General features: G+C 64.8%; 20 protein-coding genes. 6 read left to right on the forward strand and 14 right to left on the reverse strand.

Annotation, left to right across the window (positions count from 1 at the left end):
• The first annotated feature begins 72 nt into the window (after positions 1–72).
• Complete coding sequence (locus F8237_RS01610) at positions 73–282, forward strand: cold-shock protein (protein WP_015686739.1); 210 nt, start codon at positions 73–75, stop codon at positions 280–282.
• Between the two features lie 212 nt (positions 283–494).
• Here F8237_RS01610 and F8237_RS01615 read toward each other — a convergent pair whose 3' ends face one another.
• Complete coding sequence (locus F8237_RS01615; protein ID WP_151642091.1) at positions 495–1,796, reverse strand: RsmB/NOP family class I SAM-dependent RNA methyltransferase; 1,302 nt, start codon at positions 1,794–1,796, stop codon at positions 495–497.
• A 35-nt stretch (positions 1,797–1,831) separates the two neighbouring features.
• Positions 1,832–2,203 (reverse strand): MAPEG family protein, encoded by a 372-nt coding sequence (locus F8237_RS01620; RefSeq protein ID WP_151642092.1) that lies wholly within the window; start codon positions 2,201–2,203, stop codon positions 1,832–1,834.
• Between the two features lie 168 nt (positions 2,204–2,371).
• Here F8237_RS01620 and F8237_RS01625 point away from each other — a divergent pair, with 168 nt between their 5' ends.
• Together F8237_RS01625 and F8237_RS01630 are read left to right on the forward strand one after the other, a co-directional pair.
• Positions 2,372–2,986 (forward strand): acriflavin resistance protein, encoded by a 615-nt coding sequence (locus F8237_RS01625; RefSeq protein ID WP_151642093.1) that lies wholly within the window; start codon positions 2,372–2,374, stop codon positions 2,984–2,986.
• A 69-nt stretch (positions 2,987–3,055) separates the two neighbouring features.
• The gene (locus F8237_RS01630) at positions 3,056–3,898 is read left to right on the forward strand and encodes a metallophosphoesterase family protein (protein ID WP_151642094.1); all 843 of its coding nucleotides are present in this window, start codon (positions 3,056–3,058) and stop codon (positions 3,896–3,898) included.
• Positions 3,899–3,907: 9 nt separating this feature from the next.
• On the opposite strand, the gene F8237_RS01635 is transcribed toward F8237_RS01630, so the two are convergent.
• The 3 genes from F8237_RS01635 to guaB all read right to left on the reverse strand — a co-directional run bounded on the left by F8237_RS01635 (position 3,908) and on the right by guaB (position 7,121).
• On the reverse strand, positions 3,908–4,195 hold the full coding sequence (locus tag F8237_RS01635) for a hypothetical protein (RefSeq protein ID WP_151642095.1): 288 nt from the start codon (positions 4,193–4,195) through the stop codon (positions 3,908–3,910).
• A gap of 160 nt (positions 4,196–4,355) precedes the next feature.
• Positions 4,356–5,378 (reverse strand): NADP-dependent oxidoreductase, encoded by a 1,023-nt coding sequence (locus F8237_RS01640; protein ID WP_151642096.1) that lies wholly within the window; start codon positions 5,376–5,378, stop codon positions 4,356–4,358.
• 252 nt (positions 5,379–5,630) lie between these two features.
• Complete coding sequence (guaB, locus tag F8237_RS01645; RefSeq protein ID WP_151642097.1) at positions 5,631–7,121, reverse strand: IMP dehydrogenase; 1,491 nt, start codon at positions 7,119–7,121, stop codon at positions 5,631–5,633.
• 448 nt (positions 7,122–7,569) lie between these two features.
• Between guaB and F8237_RS01650 the strand changes: the two genes are divergently transcribed.
• Entirely contained in the window at positions 7,570–9,060 is a 1,491-nt protein-coding gene (locus tag F8237_RS01650) for a DHA2 family efflux MFS transporter permease subunit (protein ID WP_151642098.1), read from the forward strand.
• Here F8237_RS01650 and F8237_RS01655 read toward each other — a convergent pair.
• The 3 genes from F8237_RS01655 to F8237_RS01665 form a co-directional block, all read right to left on the reverse strand.
• The gene (locus F8237_RS01655; RefSeq protein ID WP_151642099.1) at positions 9,057–10,928 is read right to left on the reverse strand and encodes a hypothetical protein; all 1,872 of its coding nucleotides are present in this window, start codon (positions 10,926–10,928) and stop codon (positions 9,057–9,059) included. The genes F8237_RS01650 and F8237_RS01655 overlap by 4 nt on opposite strands.
• Positions 10,929–11,046: 118 nt before the next feature.
• Positions 11,047–11,724: an RlmE family RNA methyltransferase gene (locus F8237_RS01660; protein ID WP_151642100.1), complete on the reverse strand. Its 678-nt coding sequence runs from the start codon at positions 11,722–11,724 to the stop codon at positions 11,047–11,049.
• 1 nt (position 11,725) lies between these two features.
• On the reverse strand, positions 11,726–12,799 hold the full coding sequence (locus F8237_RS01665) for a Ppx/GppA phosphatase family protein (protein WP_151642101.1): 1,074 nt from the start codon (positions 12,797–12,799) through the stop codon (positions 11,726–11,728).
• A gap of 405 nt (positions 12,800–13,204) precedes the next feature.
• On the opposite strand from F8237_RS01665, the gene F8237_RS01670 reads away from it, so the two are divergent.
• Entirely contained in the window at positions 13,205–13,531 is a 327-nt protein-coding gene (locus tag F8237_RS01670; protein ID WP_151642102.1) for a hypothetical protein, read from the forward strand.
• The gene (locus F8237_RS01675) at positions 13,528–13,806 is read left to right on the forward strand and encodes a hypothetical protein (RefSeq protein WP_151642103.1); all 279 of its coding nucleotides are present in this window, start codon (positions 13,528–13,530) and stop codon (positions 13,804–13,806) included. The genes F8237_RS01670 and F8237_RS01675 overlap by 4 nt, the downstream gene beginning before the upstream one ends.
• Positions 13,807–13,916: 110 nt before the next feature.
• Here F8237_RS01675 and F8237_RS01680 read toward each other — a convergent pair whose 3' ends face one another.
• From F8237_RS01680 to F8237_RS01705, 6 genes are all read right to left on the reverse strand, one after another.
• A complete protein-coding gene (locus F8237_RS01680; RefSeq protein ID WP_151642104.1) occupies positions 13,917–14,360 on the reverse strand; it encodes an HNH endonuclease in 444 nt (147 codons plus the stop codon).
• 88 nt (positions 14,361–14,448) lie between these two features.
• Positions 14,449–14,964 carry a hypothetical protein gene (locus F8237_RS36770; RefSeq protein ID WP_244626056.1) on the reverse strand — a complete coding sequence of 172 codons (516 nt, stop codon included), beginning with the start codon at positions 14,962–14,964 and terminating at the stop codon, positions 14,449–14,451.
• 54 nt (positions 14,965–15,018) lie between these two features.
• The gene (locus F8237_RS01690) at positions 15,019–15,327 is read right to left on the reverse strand and encodes a hypothetical protein (RefSeq protein WP_310472507.1); all 309 of its coding nucleotides are present in this window, start codon (positions 15,325–15,327) and stop codon (positions 15,019–15,021) included.
• A gap of 16 nt (positions 15,328–15,343) precedes the next feature.
• Complete coding sequence (locus F8237_RS01695) at positions 15,344–15,808, reverse strand: hypothetical protein (protein WP_151642105.1); 465 nt, start codon at positions 15,806–15,808, stop codon at positions 15,344–15,346.
• Between the two features lie 4 nt (positions 15,809–15,812).
• On the reverse strand, positions 15,813–16,163 hold the full coding sequence (locus F8237_RS01700; RefSeq protein WP_151642106.1) for a hypothetical protein: 351 nt from the start codon (positions 16,161–16,163) through the stop codon (positions 15,813–15,815).
• Positions 16,164–16,178: 15 nt separating this feature from the next.
• Positions 16,179–16,730, reverse strand: a complete 552-nt coding sequence (locus tag F8237_RS01705; RefSeq protein WP_151642107.1) for a sterol desaturase family protein — start codon at positions 16,728–16,730, stop codon at positions 16,179–16,181.

Below are 16,730 nucleotides of genomic sequence, written 5' to 3' on the forward strand. Positions count from 1 at the left end.
ACTGAACAGGATCATGGGCGCAGTGACGCGTTCCGGTCCGCGTGCGTACCATCTCTAACAAAGGAAATTCCCATGGCTATGGGCACCGTGAAGTGGTTCAACACCCAAAAGGGTTATGGTTTCATCCAGCCGGACGACGGCCAGAAGGACGTGTTCGTCCACATCAGCGCTGTCGAGCGCGCCGGCCTCTCGACCCTCAACGAGGGCCAGAAGGTTTCGTTCGACATCGTCGCCGACCGCCGCAGCGGCAAGTCGTCGGCTGACAATCTCCGCGTCGGCTAACGCCCGCGCACCGTTCTGACCACGGACGTACCGGCAGAACGCAAGTGTTGGAAAGCCCCGTGACCGGGATCCGGTCCGCGGGGCTTTTGTTTTGGCCCTGTGATTCCGGGGCTCGCGAAGCGAGAGCCCGGAATCCATCAGGCCGCAGGGACTGCCGAGCGATGGATTCCGGGCTCGCCCTGCGGGCGCCCCGGAATGGCCAGAGCGCGAGATCAAACCGTCTTCTTCAGCACCGACACGAAAAACCCGTCCGTCCCGGTCCGCCGCGGCGTCATCAGCCAGCCTTCCGGCGACTGCAGCGCGGCGTCCGCGAATGCTTCCGCCTTGTCCCAGAGCACGCTCGCGGTCTGCTCGGGCGGGACCGCCGCAAAGCCAGGATGCCGCGCGACGAACGCCCTCACCTGCTCGCCGTTCTCCTCCGGCAGCACCGAACAGGTGATGTAGGCGATGCGGCCACCGGCCTTGACCAGCGGCACGGCGCGATCCAGCACCGCGGCCTGGTCGCGCAGGCGGATCTCCAGCGCGCCCGGCCGCATGCGCCATTTGGCGTCGGGGTTGCGGCGCCAGGTTCCGGTTCCCGTGCAGGGCGCGTCGATGACGACGAGGTCGGCGGTGCCACTGATGTCGGCCAGTGGATCGGCCTCGCCCTTGGGCGTGCGGATATCGGCGTTGTGGACACCGGCGCGCGACAGGCGCTCGTGGATCGGCGCAAGCTGGCGCTTGTCGCTGTCGGTCGCGATCAAGCGGCCCTTGCCCTGCATCATCGCGGCCAGCGCCAGCGTCTTGCCGCCGGCTCCCGCACACAGATCGATCACCTGCTCGCCGGGCTTGGCCGCGGTGAGCTGGGCCGCAAGCTGCGATCCTTCGTCCTGCACCTCAACGGCGCCCTTGATGAAATCCTCTTCCGACTGGATGCCGGGGTTGCGCGCATCGGCGGAAAGCTCGATACGCAGACCGTTTGCCGACCAGGGCGTCGGTTTCGCATGAAGATGAGCAAGCCCGCGCAGCACCTTGTCGCGATTGGACTTTAGCGTGTTGACGCGCAGGTCGAGCGGCGCCCGGCTCGCCATCGCGACGGCCTCGGCGACGCGGTCCTCGCCGAACGCTTTTGCCAGATGGGAATCGAGCCATTCGGGATAGTCGCCGGCGATCGCGGCCGGGGCATCCTTCAGGGACCGCGAGGCCAGTGCGGCCTGCTCGGCGTCGGTCAACGGCGCGGGCGCGAACCGGCTGCCGTCGAACAAGACGGCCATGGTGGCCGCATCCATGTTGCGCTCGAGACGGAGCATGCCGATCAGCCGGGCCCGCGCGGTCTCGGCATCCATCAGCCAGGCGCTCGAGGCATAGCGGCGCAGCACGTCCCAGACGAGGCCGGCGATCGCGGCGCGGTCGCCCGAGCCGGCGAAGCGGTGTGCGGTACCCCACTCCTTCAGCGCCTTGGCCGCGGGCACACGGTCTTTCTCGATGGTGTCGATCAGTTCGATGGCTGCGGACAGCCGGGCAGCGGGAGTCATTTGAATCTTTCAGATTGGATCCGGCGCCCAAGCGCCTAGACCAGCAACAGCATTTTCAGCGCGAAGTAGATCCACATCGCCAGCAGCACGAGCACGCTGGCGAGCCAGACCGTCGAACGCGGACCGGGCTTGTTCGAGGAGGCGAAGATGCCGGCATGGGCAAAGCGCGTCACCACGAACACCCAGGACATCAGCACGATGAAGAGATCGGCATGGCGAAGCGGCAGCGCCAGCGCGATCAGGGCGTAGAACAGCACCGGCAGCTCGAACTCGCCAAGCGCAATGTCGGGGCTCCTGGCATCGCCCGAGACCAATGCCTTGCGGCGCCCCAGCACCATGCCGATCAGCAGCGCGAAGGTGAGACCCACCTGCACGAACACAGGCAGCAGAACCATTTGAATGGACATCGGAACTTTCCCGTAAGGCGGCACGCCGCGGACCGTCATTAGCCGCGACTTCTGGCGCTGACAATCGGCGAGTTGAACCGGCGTTCCCGATCCCGCGACCAAATGGCGATAGTTAAAGCGATTTTGGCCCCATGAGGCCGCCGGGCGAGCCAGCGCCAAGAGACTGACATGAACACCCTCTCCAGCCTTTTGACCGAATCCGCCGACGGCCGGCTCGGCATCCTGATGTCGGCGCTGTCAGGCATCGCGGCAGCGCTTGCCGTGGCGCTGGCGATGACGGTGTATGTCCGCCTGAGCTACCGGACCTGGCGCGACGTCGTCAGGCCCGGCCTCGCCGTGCTCGCCGCGATGGTCCTGTTCGCCTTTGCCGCCTACGACATGCGCCATGCCGCGCTGGCCTATCTCGGCCTCAACCCGTCCAGGCCCGCCGTCGAGTTCGAAATCCGCATGCCCAGGGAGACGCTGACGGCGGTGTCCGATGCCCAGATCGAGCTGCACACCGACCGCAACCAGACACTGGCGCTGGTCGACGGCGTGCGCGAGCTCGGCGACGGCCGCGCGCTGCTGCGTGGCGCGGTGGCGCTCAACCATCGCACCGCGGACCGCGTGCTGGCCGTCAACCTGCCCGGCAAGGGCACTTTCGAATTCCGCCTCCGCCTGCCCGCCGAGCCGCACCGTTCGGAGGACTTCAGCCCGTGGCATCTCGCCGACCGCGTCGCCTCACCGGTGTCGGGCGCCGTTGCTCCGCAGGACGCCTACGCGATCCGCTACCGCGTGTTTTAAACTTTGTTCATTGCGCTGCATGCCCGCGCCGTCATCGTTTCGACGCGCGACGCCGGGTAAGCTGACCGCATGTCCGAATTTCGCCTGACGCAGATTTCCGACACGCATCTCGGTCGGCGCTTCCCCGGCCTGATCGCCAACTTCCACCGTGTCAGTGAGCACATCGATAGGGATCGGCCCGATCTCGTCGTCAACACCGGCGACGTTTCGTTCGACGGGCCGACCAGCCGCGACGACGTCGCATTCGCCAAGGGCCTGCACGACGCCCTCCCCGTCGCCTGCCGCTACATTCCCGGTAATCACGACATCGGCGACAATCCGACCGCGATCGGGCCGGCTCCCAAGCCGCCGGTTACCGAAGCGCACCGCCAGCAGTTTCGCGAGATCATCGGCGAAGACCATTGGTCGTTCGAGGCCGCGGGCTGGTGCTTCATCGGCCTCAACACGCTGGTGATGAATGCGGGGCTCGCGTTCGAGGCCGAGCAGTTCGACTGGCTGTCCCGGGAGATCGCGCGGACGAGCGGAAAGCCGGTCGCGCTGTTCCTGCACAAGCCGCTGTTCCTCAATTTTCCCGACGATCCTGAAGCACCGGAGACCTCGATCCGCTACGTTCCGCAGCCGGCACGCGCGCGGCTGGTCGAGATGTTCGCAGATGTCGATTTGCGCCTGATCGCCAGCGGCCACGTGCACCAGCGGCGCGACTTCACTTTCCGCCATACGCGCCACGTCTGGGCGCCGTCGGCCGGCTTCAGGATCAACGATGCGCGCCAGGACCGCATCGCGATCAAGGAAGTCGGCCTGGTCGAATACCGCTTCAAGCCTGACAGCTTCGAGGTCCGCCATGTCCGCGCCACCGGACAGGTCGATGTCGATATCGAGGAATTGTTCGCCCAGATGGGCGGGGAGCACTAACCGCGCTCGTCAGGCGACGCTCTTGAGATCCTGCTGGATCGCGGCAAGCAAAGATTGCAGCGCGTCGCTGCTCACCTCGGCCTTCACGGACTGACCCTGCGCTGGCACGGCGGCCTTGACCGTACGCTTCGGGAATGGCGGCGGAGGCACCGGCATCGCGGGCTGCGTGAGCGCGCTCTCGTCGTCGGCGTGCACGAACTTGCCATGAATGACGTCGTCACGACGGCCCATGACATACATCGCCGTCCAATAGCCGGCGGCCAGCAGAATGATGCAGAAAATACCGATCTCTAACATCGCAACACCTGAAATATGCGCGATGATTCAATGCCTTCGCTTCGAGGTCAATGAACGACCGGTCACACCTGCGGTTTTTGCGGGCAGGTGTGGCCGATCGGTGACTCTTTGTTAACCACCCCCGCCCGGGGAGTGGCCGATCTGCAACCAGGCCTTTTGACTAAGCCTTGTCCGGCCCGACCCGCACCAGCTGCTTGCCGAAATTCGCGCCCTTCAGGAGCCCGATGAAGGCGCCGGGCGCACTGTCCAGGCCCTCGGTAACGAACTCCTTGTACTTGACCTTGCCGTCGCGGACCCAGCCCGACATGTCGCGCAGGAAGTCGCCATGGCGCGAGGCGAAATCGGAGACGATGAAGCCGCGGAAGTTCAGCCGCTTGGTCAGGATCGTACGCATCATCGCGCCGGCCCATTTCGGCGGCTTGGACTCGGTGTCGTTGTAATGGGCGATCAGGCCGCAGACCGGAATGCGCGCAAACGGATTGAGCAGCGGGAACACCGCCTCGAACACGGCACCGCCGACATTCTCGAAATAGACGTCGATGCCTTTCGGGCAGGCGTCCTTCAGCTTCGCGGCGAGATCGGGATCGCGATGGTCGAGGCAAGCGTCGAAGCCGAGCTCCTTGACCACGTAGTCGCACTTGTCCTTGCCGCCGGCGATGCCGACCGCGCGTGCGCCCTTGATCTTCGCGATCTGGCCGACGGCCGAGCCGACCGCACCGGAGGCGCCGGCAACGACGACGGTCTCGCCTTCCTGCGGCTTGCCGATGTCGAGCAGGCCTGTGTACGCCGTCATGCCGGGCATGCCGAGCACGCCGATGGCGGTCGAGATCGGCGCGAGTTTCGGATCGACCTTGGCGAGCCCCTTGCCGTCCGAGATCGCATGGGTCTGCCAGCCCGCGCGCGAGAGCACGATGTCGCCCTTGGCGAAGTTCGGATTGTTGGACGCAGCGACTTCGCAGACCGTACCGGCTTCCATCACACCGCCGACCGGCACCGGCGTCGCGTAGGACGGACCGTCGCTCATGCGCCCGCGCATGTACGGATCCAGCGACAGCCAGATCGTGCGCAGCAGGACTTCGCCCTGCCCCGGCGTCGGAACAGCGAATTCCTCAGTGCGGAAATCGGACGGTTTTGGTTCGCCGACGGGACGCGCGGCGAGAACGATACGTTTTGCCTGGGACATGGGGGCTTCCTCCGGATTGCTTTCGCCGCGAACGGAAGCGGAGGGAGACAGCTGCGTCAATACAAAAGCGAGGAGCCACACACTCGCTGTCATCGCCCGACTTGATCGGGCGATCCAGTATTCCAGAGACAGCCGTGATTGAGCCGAGAAGCTGCAGCGTACTGGATGCCCCGGTCAAGACGGGGTACGACACCGTCGTTGAGGCAAGCGCATCGAAACCGATGTGCTCGCGCGCAGCTGAGAGCGGAGTAACTAACCCCCGCCCGGATAGTTCGGGCTCTCGCGCGTGATGGTCACGTCGTGGACGTGGCTTTCGCGCAGGCCGGCACCGGTGATGCGGACGAAGTTCGCTTTCTCGTGCAGCTCCTTCATGTCCTTTGCGCCGACATAGCCCATCGCGGCGCGCAGGCCGCCGGCGAGCTGGTGCATGACGTGACCGACCGCGCCCTTGTAGGGCACCTGGCCCTCGATGCCTTCAGGCACGAGCTTGAGCGTGTCCTTGATGTCCTGCTGGAAGTAGCGGTCGGCCGAGCCGCGCGCCATCGCGCCGACCGAGCCCATGCCGCGATACGCCTTGTAGGACCGGCCCTGCCACAGAAAGACCTCGCCGGGCGTCTCGTCGGTGCCCGCCAGCAGCGAGCCCACCATCGCGATGTCGGCGCCGGCGGCAAGCGCCTTGGCCAGGTCGCCCGAAAACTTGATGCCGCCGTCGGCGATGACGGGGATGTCGGCCTTCTTCGCGGCTTCCACCGCATCCATGATCGCGGTGAGCTGCGGCACGCCGACGCCGGCGACGATGCGCGTGGTGCAGATCGAGCCGGGGCCGATGCCGACCTTGATGCAGTCCGCGCCCGCATCGATCAGCGCCTGCGCGCCCTCGGTGGTGGCGACGTTGCCGGCCACGACCTGCACCGAGTTGGACAGACGCTTGATGCGGTTGACCGCATGCAGCACGTGGCGGGAATGGCCGTGCGCGGTGTCGACGACGATGAGGTCGACGCCGGCATCGATCAGCCGCTCGGTGCGCTCGAAGCCGGTGTCGCCGACGGTGGTGGCGGCGGCAACGCGCAGGCGGCCCTGCGCGTCCTTGCAGGCGAGCGGATGGGCGACCGCCTTCTCCATGTCCTTCACCGTGACGAGGCCGACGCAACGATACTGCTCGTCGACGACGAGCAGCTTCTCGATGCGATGCTGGTGCAGCATCCGCCGCGCCTCGTCCTGGCTGACATTCTCGCGCACCGTGACGAGGCCTTCATGCGTCATCAGCTCGGAGACTTTTTGCCGGCGGTCGGTGGCAAAGCGCACGTCGCGGTTGGTGAGGATGCCGACCAGCTTGCCGGGCGTATTCTTGCCGGCGCCGGTGACGACGGGAATGCCGGAGATGCCGTGGTCGCTCATCAGCTTGAGCGCGTCGTCGAGCGTCGCCTCGGGGCTGATGGTGAGCGGGTTCACCACCATGCCCGACTCGAAGCGCTTGACCTGCCGCACCTGGGCGGCCTGCCCTTCGGGATCGAAATTGCGGTGGATGACGCCGAGGCCGCCGGCCTGCGCCATGGCGATCGCCATGCGGGCTTCGGTGACCGTGTCCATGGCGGAGGCCATGATCGGAATGTTGAGCGGAATGACGCGGGTGACGCGGGAGCGGATGTCGACCTCGCCCGGCATGACGTCCGACAGGCCCGGCTTCAACAGCACGTCGTCGAACGTAAAGGCTTCGCGAATGCCTTGTTGCACCGTGGCCATCTGCCAACTCCTTCCGCGGCCCTGCCGCAAATAGCTATGGATGAGCGCCGCCCTCAGCGTGCCTTGCGGCATCGCCGGAGAATCGGAGCCCATCGGTGGGGTTGACGCGGGTCGATAGCACGGCCGGATGACGAATCAAAGCAAATCGGACCGCTGGCCAGCCATGCACAGGCTTTTTAAGTAAATTCAGCGTGGATAGCCCCATACCCCCGCCGTCATTCCGGGGCGCGCCACTTGGCGCGAGCCCGGAATCCATCTCACGGCGGTCCCTGCGGCCCGATGGATTTCGGGCTCGCGACTTCGTCGCGCCCCGGAATGACGAGAGTGGGTCACACCGTTGTTACGCGGGATTTAGGTGCTATGCATTGATCCGCAATGATCCGGGCCGACTCGTGGTGGTAAGCCGCAACTCCACCCCCCTCCTTCCGATTTTCATTACCAATCCGTCATGGTCGACAAGCAACGCGTCATTCCGCTGATCGTGGCCACTGCTCTCTTCATGGAGAACATGGATTCGACGGTGATCGCCACCTCGCTGCCGGCGATCGCCGCCGACATCGGCACCAGCCCGCTGACCCTGAAGCTCGCGATCACCTCCTACCTGCTGTCGCTGGCGGTGTTCATTCCGGCGAGCGGCTGGACCGCCGACCGGTTCGGCGCGCGGATGGTGTTCGCGATCGCGGTCGGCGTGTTCATGGTCGGCTCGGTCGGCTGTGCGCTCTCGACCTCGGTCACCGATTTCGTATTCGCGCGCATCCTGCAGGGCATGGGCGGGGCGATGATGACGCCGGTCGGACGCCTCGTGCTGCTGCGCTCGGTCGACAAGAGCGCGCTGGTCAATGCCATGGCCTGGGTGACGGTCCCCGCCCTGATCGGTCCGGTGATCGGCCCGCCGCTCGGCGGCTTCATCACCACCTACGCGTCGTGGCACTGGATCTTCCTGATCAACATCCCGATCGGGCTGCTCGGCATCTTCATGGCGCTGAAGTTCATCGATCCGATCAAGAGCGAGGAACGCGAGCCGTTCGATCTCTACGGCATGGTGCTCGCCGGGCTCGGTCTTGCCGGCATCGCATTCGGCCTGTCGGTGGCCGGCCTCAACCTGCTCCCCTGGAGCACGGTCGCAGCGCTGGTCATCGGCGGCTCGATCTCGATGACGCTCTACGTCATTCATGCCCGGCGGACCGGATCGCCGGTGCTGGATTTTTCGCTGCTGAACCTGCCGACGCTGCGCGCGGCCGTGCTCGGAGGCTTCCTGTTCCGCCTCGGCATCGGCGCGCTGCCGTTCCTGCTGCCACTGCTGATGCAGATCGGCTTCGGGCTGTCGCCGTTCAAGTCGGGCCTCGTCACGTTTGGCTCCTCGCTCGGCGCCATGGGCATGAAGGCGCTGGCGGCACGCATCATCCGCACCTTCGGCTTCCGCAATCTGATGACGGTGAATGCGATCGTCAGCGCCGTCTTCCTCGGCGTCTGCGCACTGTTCACCGTGACGACGCCGCTGCTCATCATCATGGTGATCCTTGTGGTCGGCGGCTTCTTCCGCTCGCTGGAGTTCACCGCGATCAACACGGTGGCCTATGCCGAGGTCGAGACCGCGCAGATGAGCCGCGCCACCACGCTGGTCAGCGTCAACCAGCAACTCGCGGTTTCCGCCGGCGTCGCCGTCGGCGCGGCCTCGGTCGAGACGACGATGTGGCTCAGCCATGTCAGCGAGCTCAACGCCAATGTGTTCGCGCCCGCCTTCGTCGTGGTGGCGCTGACCTCGGCGGCATCGAGCTGGTTCTTCTGGCAGATGCCCGCGGACGCCGGCCACGAGATCTCCGGCCGCAAGGTGGGAGATATTTCCAGCCGCAAGGGCGCCGCCAAGAGCGCGGCGAATGCCGCCGTCAAGACCGCGACGGAGGACACCCAGGACGTGCGGGATCAGCGGTTGGGCTAGGGACCGACCGTCGGCGGCAACACGCGGTAGAGCGCAACGCCGAGCTTGAGGGTGTCAGGCAAGGTGAGCTTTCCGCCGGTCACCGCGCCTACCAAAGTCGTTCGCTGAAGATGCGGATCCGGACAGATCGCGCCGTTCAGGAAGCCGGCCAGATTGCTGGTCTGGTTGTCGATCAGATAGCGCTCGATCGTGACCGGGCCGTCCGCGAACGGCAGATTGTCGACCTCGAGCGAAAATCCTTGTCCCGAATCGGTCGAATTGTTCGTCCCGAAGACGCGCGACGGATCGTAATTGTGCACCATGATGTTGGCGATCGTCGCGGCCGGATCCCAGGTGGCGAATGCACCAAGGACAGAGGCGGCTCCGCCCGGAGATAGCGCGGCCAGCACACGCCTGCCCGACATCTTATTGTACATCATGAAGAGGTTGGCGACGGGCTTGGGATAGTAGATCGGGTCGTTGTTGCCGTTCATCTGCTTGTAGAGCAGGCTCGCCTGCGCTCGGTAGGATGGCACGCTTGTGTCGCCCTGGCCGTCGCTGATCAAGAGGTAGGATCCGAGCGAGACCTGCTGAGCGACCGCTTCCGGCAGGAAGGCCGCCGCCCAGGCCGCGCCCTTGTGAGAATAGTTGATGTCGATGGTCTCGTCCGCGGCCGCCGGGCCCCATTCAGACAGAAACAGCTTGACGTCGGGCATGTCGGCATTGTGCTGCTTCAGCCATGTCAGCTTGTTCCTGATCGTGGTCATCTGCTGTCTGAAGTTCGCAAAGCGCGTCGTGCCGTCGTCCGAGCCGTAGAAGTGGAACGAAAAGCGATAACGATCAAGTGCCGTGTAGTTTGCGTAGAATTTGCCGGCATAGGGACTGGCGAGCGGATTGAAGGTCTGATTGAGGAATTCTTCCTCCAGCGTCGGGTTCGGCGGAACGTCGAACGGATAGTATTTGGAGCTCAGTCCGGTGAAGGCCGGGCCGGCGATCTCTATGGTCTTGCCGTTGTAGGCGGCGTTGCCGGCGATTTCGGCCTTGATGGTCCCGACCGCATCGGAGAAGACCTTCTGGACCGGCAATAGCCCCCGGCTCAGACGGCGCGCATCGAGGTTGTAGGGATATGACAGCGACCGGTTCTCGGCATTGCTCAACGTGTGCGTCTGGAGTGGTGTCCATTGGTGCAGAACGTAATTCTGCGGATCCATCCACCACAACCAGCGGCCCCACGCCCCCAACGGCTTGAGCGTGTAGATGGAGGGATCGGTGTCGTTCCAGTGTTCCGGTGTTGAATCGGCGATGTCGAGTTCGTTGCCGATCTCGAATATGACCGATGGGACGCCGGCATCGAAGGATTTGGTCACGATGTAGCGCACCAGCGCTTCGGCGTATGCCTTGTACCGGTTTTGCTCGGCACGCCCCCAGCTCTCTCCGGCGATTCCCGTCGCGGCCAGGCTTGGCGGCATGAAGGACGCAACAGCGACGTGCGGCAACAGCCTGCGATCCAGCGCCCATTTCAGATGCCAGGCCAGCGGATAGCAATCGCCTGCGTGAAACACGCCGTCCTGCGTGTAGCCGAAGACGGTTCCGGTCGGATCGAGATCGCAATAGATGTCGCTCAGCAGCAGACGCGTCTGCTTTAGTCCGGTGTCGGCGATGATCTGGTCGAACTGGTTGTAGACCGGCTCGGACGGCATGTTCGCGGCCTGGTAGATCCGCTTGAGGTCGCCGAGGTCATCGTTACCGCTGATGCCGGTGTTGAAACGCGACTGCGTGTCGACCACGATCGAAGTATCCGCGCGCGACATCATCGACGAGCCGAGGCTCAGCAAGCCGGCCAGCAGCAGTGAGACCTGGAAACGCCGACGACCCGGAAAGCGCTGCATCTCGACTCCATCCGCTAAAATTGCAGATGCAGCAATTAACATCCCGAGGCATTAGCAATGTGAACGTTGTGTTATAGTGGCGTGAAGCGGATCGTGCCGGCGAAGCGGCGGAGGCGGATCATCGCCCGCGAAATCCCGTCGCGAGCACATAGCGCTCCGACGAATCCGCCCGGCTCGCGGCGGGCTTGACGTGGCGCACGACCGCGAAATCGCGCTTGAGCTGGGCGAGCAGCTCGGCATCGGCGCCGCTCTGGAACGCCTTGGCCAGGAACGTCCCGCCGGGCTTGAGCACGTCGCAGGCAAACGCCGCGGCGGTCTCGATCAGGCCGACGATGCGGAGCTGGTCGGTCTTGCGGTGGCCGGTGGTGTTGGCGGCCATGTCGGACATCACGATGTCGGCGCCGCCGTCGAGCATGGCCTTGAGCTTGTCCGGCGCGTCATTGTCCATGAAATCGAGCTGTGCGAACTCGACGCCGGCAATCTCGGGGATTTCCAACAGATCGATGGCGACGACCTTGCCCTTGCCGTCGACCGAGCCGACGCGCTTGGCCGCAATCTGGCTCCAGCCGCCTGGCGCCGCGCCGAGGTCGACCACCGCCATGCCGGGCTTGAGCAGGCGATATTTGTCGTCGATCTCGAGCAGCTTGAACGCCGCGCGCGAACGGTAACCCATCGCCTTCGCCTTGACGACATAGGGATCGTTGAGCTGCCGCTCCAGCCACAGCTTCGACGACAATTTGCGCTTGCCGCCGGTCTTGACCTGAACGTGCAAGCGGCCGGTGGTGTCCTTGGCCATCTCACCAGCTCCTGAGCGCGCCGTCCTCGCGCATCATCTCGACCAGCATGCCCTCGCGCAGGCCCCGGTCGGCGACGCGCAGGCGCGGCAGCGGGAAGGCGCGACGGATCGCGTCGAGGATGGCGCAGCCGGCGAGCACGAGATCGGCGCGCTCGACGCTGATGCAGCTGTTGCCGGCGCGCTCATCGTAGCTCATGCCGAGCAGCTTGCTGATGGTCGCCGTGATGTCGGTATCGCTCATCCACACGCTGTCGATGCGGCGGCGATCATAGCGCACGAGATTGAGATGGATGCCGGCGAGCGTCGTCACGGTGCCGGAGGTGCCGAGCAGGTGCATGTCGGCGAGATCGCCGCCGTGCTGTTCGGCAAACGGCGCGACGTGGCTCGCGACCTCCTGCTCCATCGCGGCATAGATCTCGGGTGTCACGTCGCGGCCGCCGAACTGCTCGGCGAGCGTGACCACGCCGAGCGGAATCGACATCCACGCCTTGATGCGCGGCTCCGGATTCTCCGGATCACGCTCGATCCGCACGAGCTCGGTCGAGCCGCCGCCGATGTCGAACAGGATCGCGCCTCTGCCCCTGGGATCGATCAGCGGCGAGCAACCGAGCACGGCGAGCGCCGCCTCGGTCTCGCGGTCGATCACCTCGAGCTCGATGCCGGTCTCGGCCGCGACGCGGCTGCGGAAACCTTCCGCGTTCGAGGCCGCGCGGCAGGCTTCGGTCGCGATCAGCCGCAGCCGCCGCGCTTTCCGTAGGTTGATCTTGTCGCGGCAGATGCTGAGCGCGGAAATGGCGCGCTCGATCGCGGCCTCGCTGATGCACCCGGTTGCCGAGACGCCCTCGCCGAGCCGGATGATGCGCGAGAAGGAATCGACCACGCGAAAGCCGTCGCTGGTCGGAGAGGCGATCAGGAGCCTGCAATTGTTGGTGCCGAGGTCCAGCGCCGCGTAGACGCCGGTTCCCGGCGCTTGCGCGGCGACAGCCGGTTCGGGGGCCAACGCCACCGCCGCCATCGACCCCTCGAGCTCACCGTGCGGCGCATGGCCGTCGCGGAGCCGCGTGTGGTCATTCATATAAACTGTCTTTCCGCGGCCGGTTCGGGCCGATCTGGAATTGCTTTTTCGCCTGAAACATTAGCAGCGCGTCAGTCCTGCGCAACAACGCATCACATGGGACCATGCCCATTCGTGCGTTGTCGTGAACGAGGTGGTGGGTTATTTGAAGGGACCCGGTCCCCCCAAGCGCCCACAAAACGCGCAATTGCCGGCTTTTCAGGTCATTTCCATGCAAGAACCTTCGGCGGCGCAGCACTGAGCCGCTGAAACCGTAGAAAATCCCTATGTTTCAAGCACCTTTGCTGGCAATTATTCGCGCATCTCGTGACGCGCCGACACGGAACGGGATAGCAACACGACGCGCCGAGACGGGGAAAAGCCGGGGAAATTGTTCTCCCTGCGTTCACATGTCATAACGCCAGCATGCCCGACGACCTCACCCTGCGCCGCACCGTCATCGGCGGCGAGACCGCCCCCGGCGACTATATCGTAATCTGGGATCGGCTTCCGATCGGCCGGATCTTCAAGTCCGTCGGCGTCGGCGGCAGCGACGCATGGTCGTGGAGCTGTGGCCTGCCGAACGTACCCCAGCGGAGTTCGCACCGCGGGCGAGGCGCAAGCCTCGATGCCGCCAAGGCGCAGTTCCGGATCGCATGGGCCGACCTGCAATCGCAGATCAGCTACGATCAGATCCGCGAAGCGCGCGCGATCGACGCCGATAGGTCCCGGCCGTGGCATAAGCGCGGATGACCTGGTCGCGCGGTTTCGACGAACCAATCGCCCTGACCGACGGCCGCGAGCTGGTGACCTTGCGCGACGCCGGCGACTATATCTCAGCCCTGCCGGCACCGACCCAGAAGCGCCCGGAATGGCAGGCGGCGACGGAGACCCTGCTGCTGGTCGCCGAGCACGGCGGCGATCCCATGCTGGCCCGGATAGGAATGATGCGGGCGCTCAATGCGGGGAAGCCGGCACCGGTCGTGGAGCGGACAAAGACGGCCCGGACATACCGGCTGATCCGCTGAGACGAAAAAGCCCGGCGTAAGGGGCACCCCGCACCGGGCCAGTCTTGGAGGTTCTCGCAAACCGTAAGCGAGAGGACGTCGAGGTCCCCTCACCCTTCTTTGCGGGCGCGCTAGAACGGGATGTCCGACAACGGCGAGAACGCCGGCTTGATGACCGGCCGGCAGATGTGACCAACCCGCTTCGCCATATTTTCCTTCGCAGTCAGCCAGGCGAGTTGAGCTCGACTGCGATCATTGATGCGCCGGTTGTCGAGACTATCGCCGTTGTCGTGATCGACGAAGTGCTTCAGGCTTGGCCGCTCCTCGCCCATCCGCTCCGTGATGATGACCCGATGCATCAGGATCGTGACGTTCTCATCCCCGCTCCGGATCGATCGGCGCGCGTAGACCAGGCCGCCGCCCTGGTGGCTGACGGCATAGGTCCACTTCCACTGCATCAGGAAGTCGTAATCCTCAGGTGAGACCTTGACGACATACTGCGTCCGGGCGCCGACCGTGATGGTGCGGTAAGGAGCAAAATGGCGCTGCCCCGACTTCAGGGCGCATAGGCGCAATAGAGGTCGAGGAAGGCCTTGCCTGCGACCACCAGGAACGAGATGCCAACGCCAAGGAATACGGCCAGCGCGATGATGCAAAGCGTTCTCACGTCATGCTCCCCGGCATGAAGCAGCGGATGCCTGGTCCCTGATATCCCCAGATCGGCCACACCATCGTCTTTCCCGCGCGGTTCGGCTCGGTGATCACGGCATCGTCGGGCACATCGACCCATGTCATGACAGCCTTGTCGGCCGGATCGTTGGAGACCGGGATCCTGACCCGGTAGTGTCCGCCGCTGGATTCCCAGTCGACGTCGCTGAGCGCATAGCCGTCGGCGTCGGAGCAGCACGGGCCCTTGCCGCTGCGCAAGCTGTCGAACCAGGGCTTGAGCGCGGAATTGGCGTAGCGGCCGTCGTCGCGGGCCTGCGACGGAAGCGGCCAAAGCAAGAGCGCAAGGACAATCACGACCGGCAACACCAGCCACGACCATGCGGCGACCGCGGTCGAGGGCCGCTCGTCCACGCAAGGCCAGTCGACCTTGCCGGCGCAGATATCGAGCCAGGCGGCGAGCGCCGTCACGACAGCAGGCAAAGCCACAATCGCGCCAAACAGTAAAGTCATGTCGATCTCCTTTAAATCCAGACGCTCGCGTCGGTGCCGGTAGGCGAGATCGCCTCAGCCGCCGCCCTTGATGGTCACGACGGTCTTGAAGCCGAGCCAGATCGCGCCGATCATCCCCGTGACGATGCATGTGACGATCGCCTTGAACGTGATCGTCTGCGCCTGATCGACGCTGAGGCGCCAGTTCCGCAGATGCTGGAGGTCCTTCTTGAACTCCTTGCGATCGTCCTCTTCGATGCCGAACGATGTCAGGATGGCCGAGACTGTCTTGAGCATCACGTCGTCGGCAGCCTCGTTGTGGATACGCCGCTCCTCCGCCAGCGTTTCGCGCACGATCGCCCGAATGTCGTCAGCATCCATCATCGTCCGCATCTTCCTCTTATTTTTTCTTGATGATTGCCGAGACGATGCCGCCGCCGATGGTCTGGACGGTCAGAACGCCAACGACGGTCGCAATGATCGAAAGCTCCTGCCCTTCGTAGACGCCAGGCGCGCGTGCCACGCCCCAGCTTCCAACGTCGTGCCACCAGAACGGACAGCTATCGAGATAGACCATGCCGGAATGAATCACGGGCGGCAGCGCGGCAGCCAGCATCAGCCAGCGCGTGCCCCACCATCCCCATCGCAAGGTCGCGAGCGCGGCCTGCTCATGCATGGTCGCAAGGTTGGCGTTAATCTGGGCAAGGTCGACGTCCCGGCCGGCGCCGACGTCGGCCTGATTGATCGCGACCGCGCTGTCGCTGCGCTTGTTGAGGACGGAGACGACGCCATTGGCGAGGCCGAGAAAGGCCTGCGACGAGAAGAAAGCGACCACCTTCGCGAAGAAGCCCATGAAGATGCCCATGGCGCTACTTCGTGATGTTGTTGGTGGCCTTCAGATTGAGCACGCGAAGCACGATCAGGATCAGGCCAATGACCTGGTTGATCACCTTCGTCGTCTCGGTCGGGATCAGCGCCGACATGTCGGCGCCCGAAAGCTGCTGCAGGATGTCCGGCAGTTGCGGCCAGATCATCAGGACGGCCGCCACGATGCCGTCCCACTGCACCCGCACCCAGACGAGCATGCGCTGCCACAGGCCGTCGGCCTGGTCGTACATCTCCCTGATGTGCGGCAGGTTGCGGATCTTCGGCCTGATCCAGACCGCATAGACCGCGATGGCCGCGCCGATCAGCGAGGCGTGCAGAGCGAATTTGAGCATGGAAGTCTCCGTTTGTTAAACGCGCCGATAAGTGCCGAACACGAAGTCCCAGACCGGAACTGTGATTCCGAAATTGCAGGTCTCGTCGTGGTGATGGGCGAGGTGCCAGACCGCGTAGGCGCGCACGAAGGCCGGCACCCTGTTGAGATCAACGTGGTGGAGCAGGTGGTGCCAGACCAGGAACCAGAGATAGCCGAGCGTGAAGCCGACAAAGACGGCATGCGGTAGCGCCAGATAGGCAGCCGCAAAGATCGCCGGGCTGTAATAGATCGGGAACACGACGTATTCCCGGGGATGGGTGTGATGGCGTTCGTGCCGGTCGTGATAGAGCCATGCGTGCAGCGGCAGGCGATGCACCCAGTATTCGGTGAAGGTGAACAGCACGAAGCCGAGCAGCGCGAGTGCAACCCATCCCGCATCGATCGCCGAGCCCCGCCAGTCGACGGCCGCAACCATCGCAGCCGCCAGCGGGTAGACCGTGAAGTCGAGCCAGAACAGCCAGTTCGACCGGGTGAACGCGCCGCCGTGAAGCGCAAGCGCGAGCGCGCTGCGAAGTGCAGGGATCAT

Origin of the sequence: Bradyrhizobium betae (assembly GCF_008932115.1) — a bacterium.
GTDB classification, from domain to species: Bacteria; Pseudomonadota; Alphaproteobacteria; order Rhizobiales; family Xanthobacteraceae; genus Bradyrhizobium; species Bradyrhizobium betae.

Coding starts and splice junctions, on each gene's coding strand:
- F8237_RS01630 (WP_151642094.1), top strand. CDS start 3,056: ATGTCCGAATTTCGCCTGACGCAGATTTCCGACACGCATCTCGGTCGG.
- F8237_RS01675 (WP_151642103.1), top strand. CDS start 13,528: ATGACCTGGTCGCGCGGTTTCGACGAACCAATCGCCCTGACCGACGGC.
- F8237_RS01655 (WP_151642099.1), bottom strand. CDS start 10,928: ATGCAGCGCTTTCCGGGTCGTCGGCGTTTCCAGGTCTCACTGCTGCTG.
- F8237_RS01670 (WP_151642102.1), top strand. CDS start 13,205: ATGCCCGACGACCTCACCCTGCGCCGCACCGTCATCGGCGGCGAGACC.
- F8237_RS01705 (WP_151642107.1), bottom strand. CDS start 16,730: ATGATCCCTGCACTTCGCAGCGCGCTCGCGCTTGCGCTTCACGGCGGC.
- F8237_RS01690 (WP_310472507.1), bottom strand. CDS start 15,327: ATGATGGATGCTGACGACATTCGGGCGATCGTGCGCGAAACGCTGGCG.
- F8237_RS01615 (WP_151642091.1), bottom strand. CDS start 1,796: ATGACTCCCGCTGCCCGGCTGTCCGCAGCCATCGAACTGATCGACACC.
- F8237_RS36770 (WP_244626056.1), bottom strand. CDS start 14,964: ATGACTTTACTGTTTGGCGCGATTGTGGCTTTGCCTGCTGTCGTGACG.
- guaB (WP_151642097.1), bottom strand. CDS start 7,121: ATGGCCACGGTGCAACAAGGCATTCGCGAAGCCTTTACGTTCGACGAC.
- F8237_RS01650 (WP_151642098.1), top strand. CDS start 7,570: ATGGTCGACAAGCAACGCGTCATTCCGCTGATCGTGGCCACTGCTCTC.
- F8237_RS01625 (WP_151642093.1), top strand. CDS start 2,372: ATGAACACCCTCTCCAGCCTTTTGACCGAATCCGCCGACGGCCGGCTC.
- F8237_RS01610 (WP_015686739.1), top strand. CDS start 73: ATGGCTATGGGCACCGTGAAGTGGTTCAACACCCAAAAGGGTTATGGT.
- F8237_RS01640 (WP_151642096.1), bottom strand. CDS start 5,378: ATGTCCCAGGCAAAACGTATCGTTCTCGCCGCGCGTCCCGTCGGCGAA.
- F8237_RS01635 (WP_151642095.1), bottom strand. CDS start 4,195: ATGTTAGAGATCGGTATTTTCTGCATCATTCTGCTGGCCGCCGGCTAT.
- F8237_RS01695 (WP_151642105.1), bottom strand. CDS start 15,808: ATGGGCATCTTCATGGGCTTCTTCGCGAAGGTGGTCGCTTTCTTCTCG.
- F8237_RS01700 (WP_151642106.1), bottom strand. CDS start 16,163: ATGCTCAAATTCGCTCTGCACGCCTCGCTGATCGGCGCGGCCATCGCG.
- F8237_RS01660 (WP_151642100.1), bottom strand. CDS start 11,724: ATGGCCAAGGACACCACCGGCCGCTTGCACGTTCAGGTCAAGACCGGC.
- F8237_RS01620 (WP_151642092.1), bottom strand. CDS start 2,203: ATGTCCATTCAAATGGTTCTGCTGCCTGTGTTCGTGCAGGTGGGTCTC.
- F8237_RS01665 (WP_151642101.1), bottom strand. CDS start 12,799: ATGAATGACCACACGCGGCTCCGCGACGGCCATGCGCCGCACGGTGAG.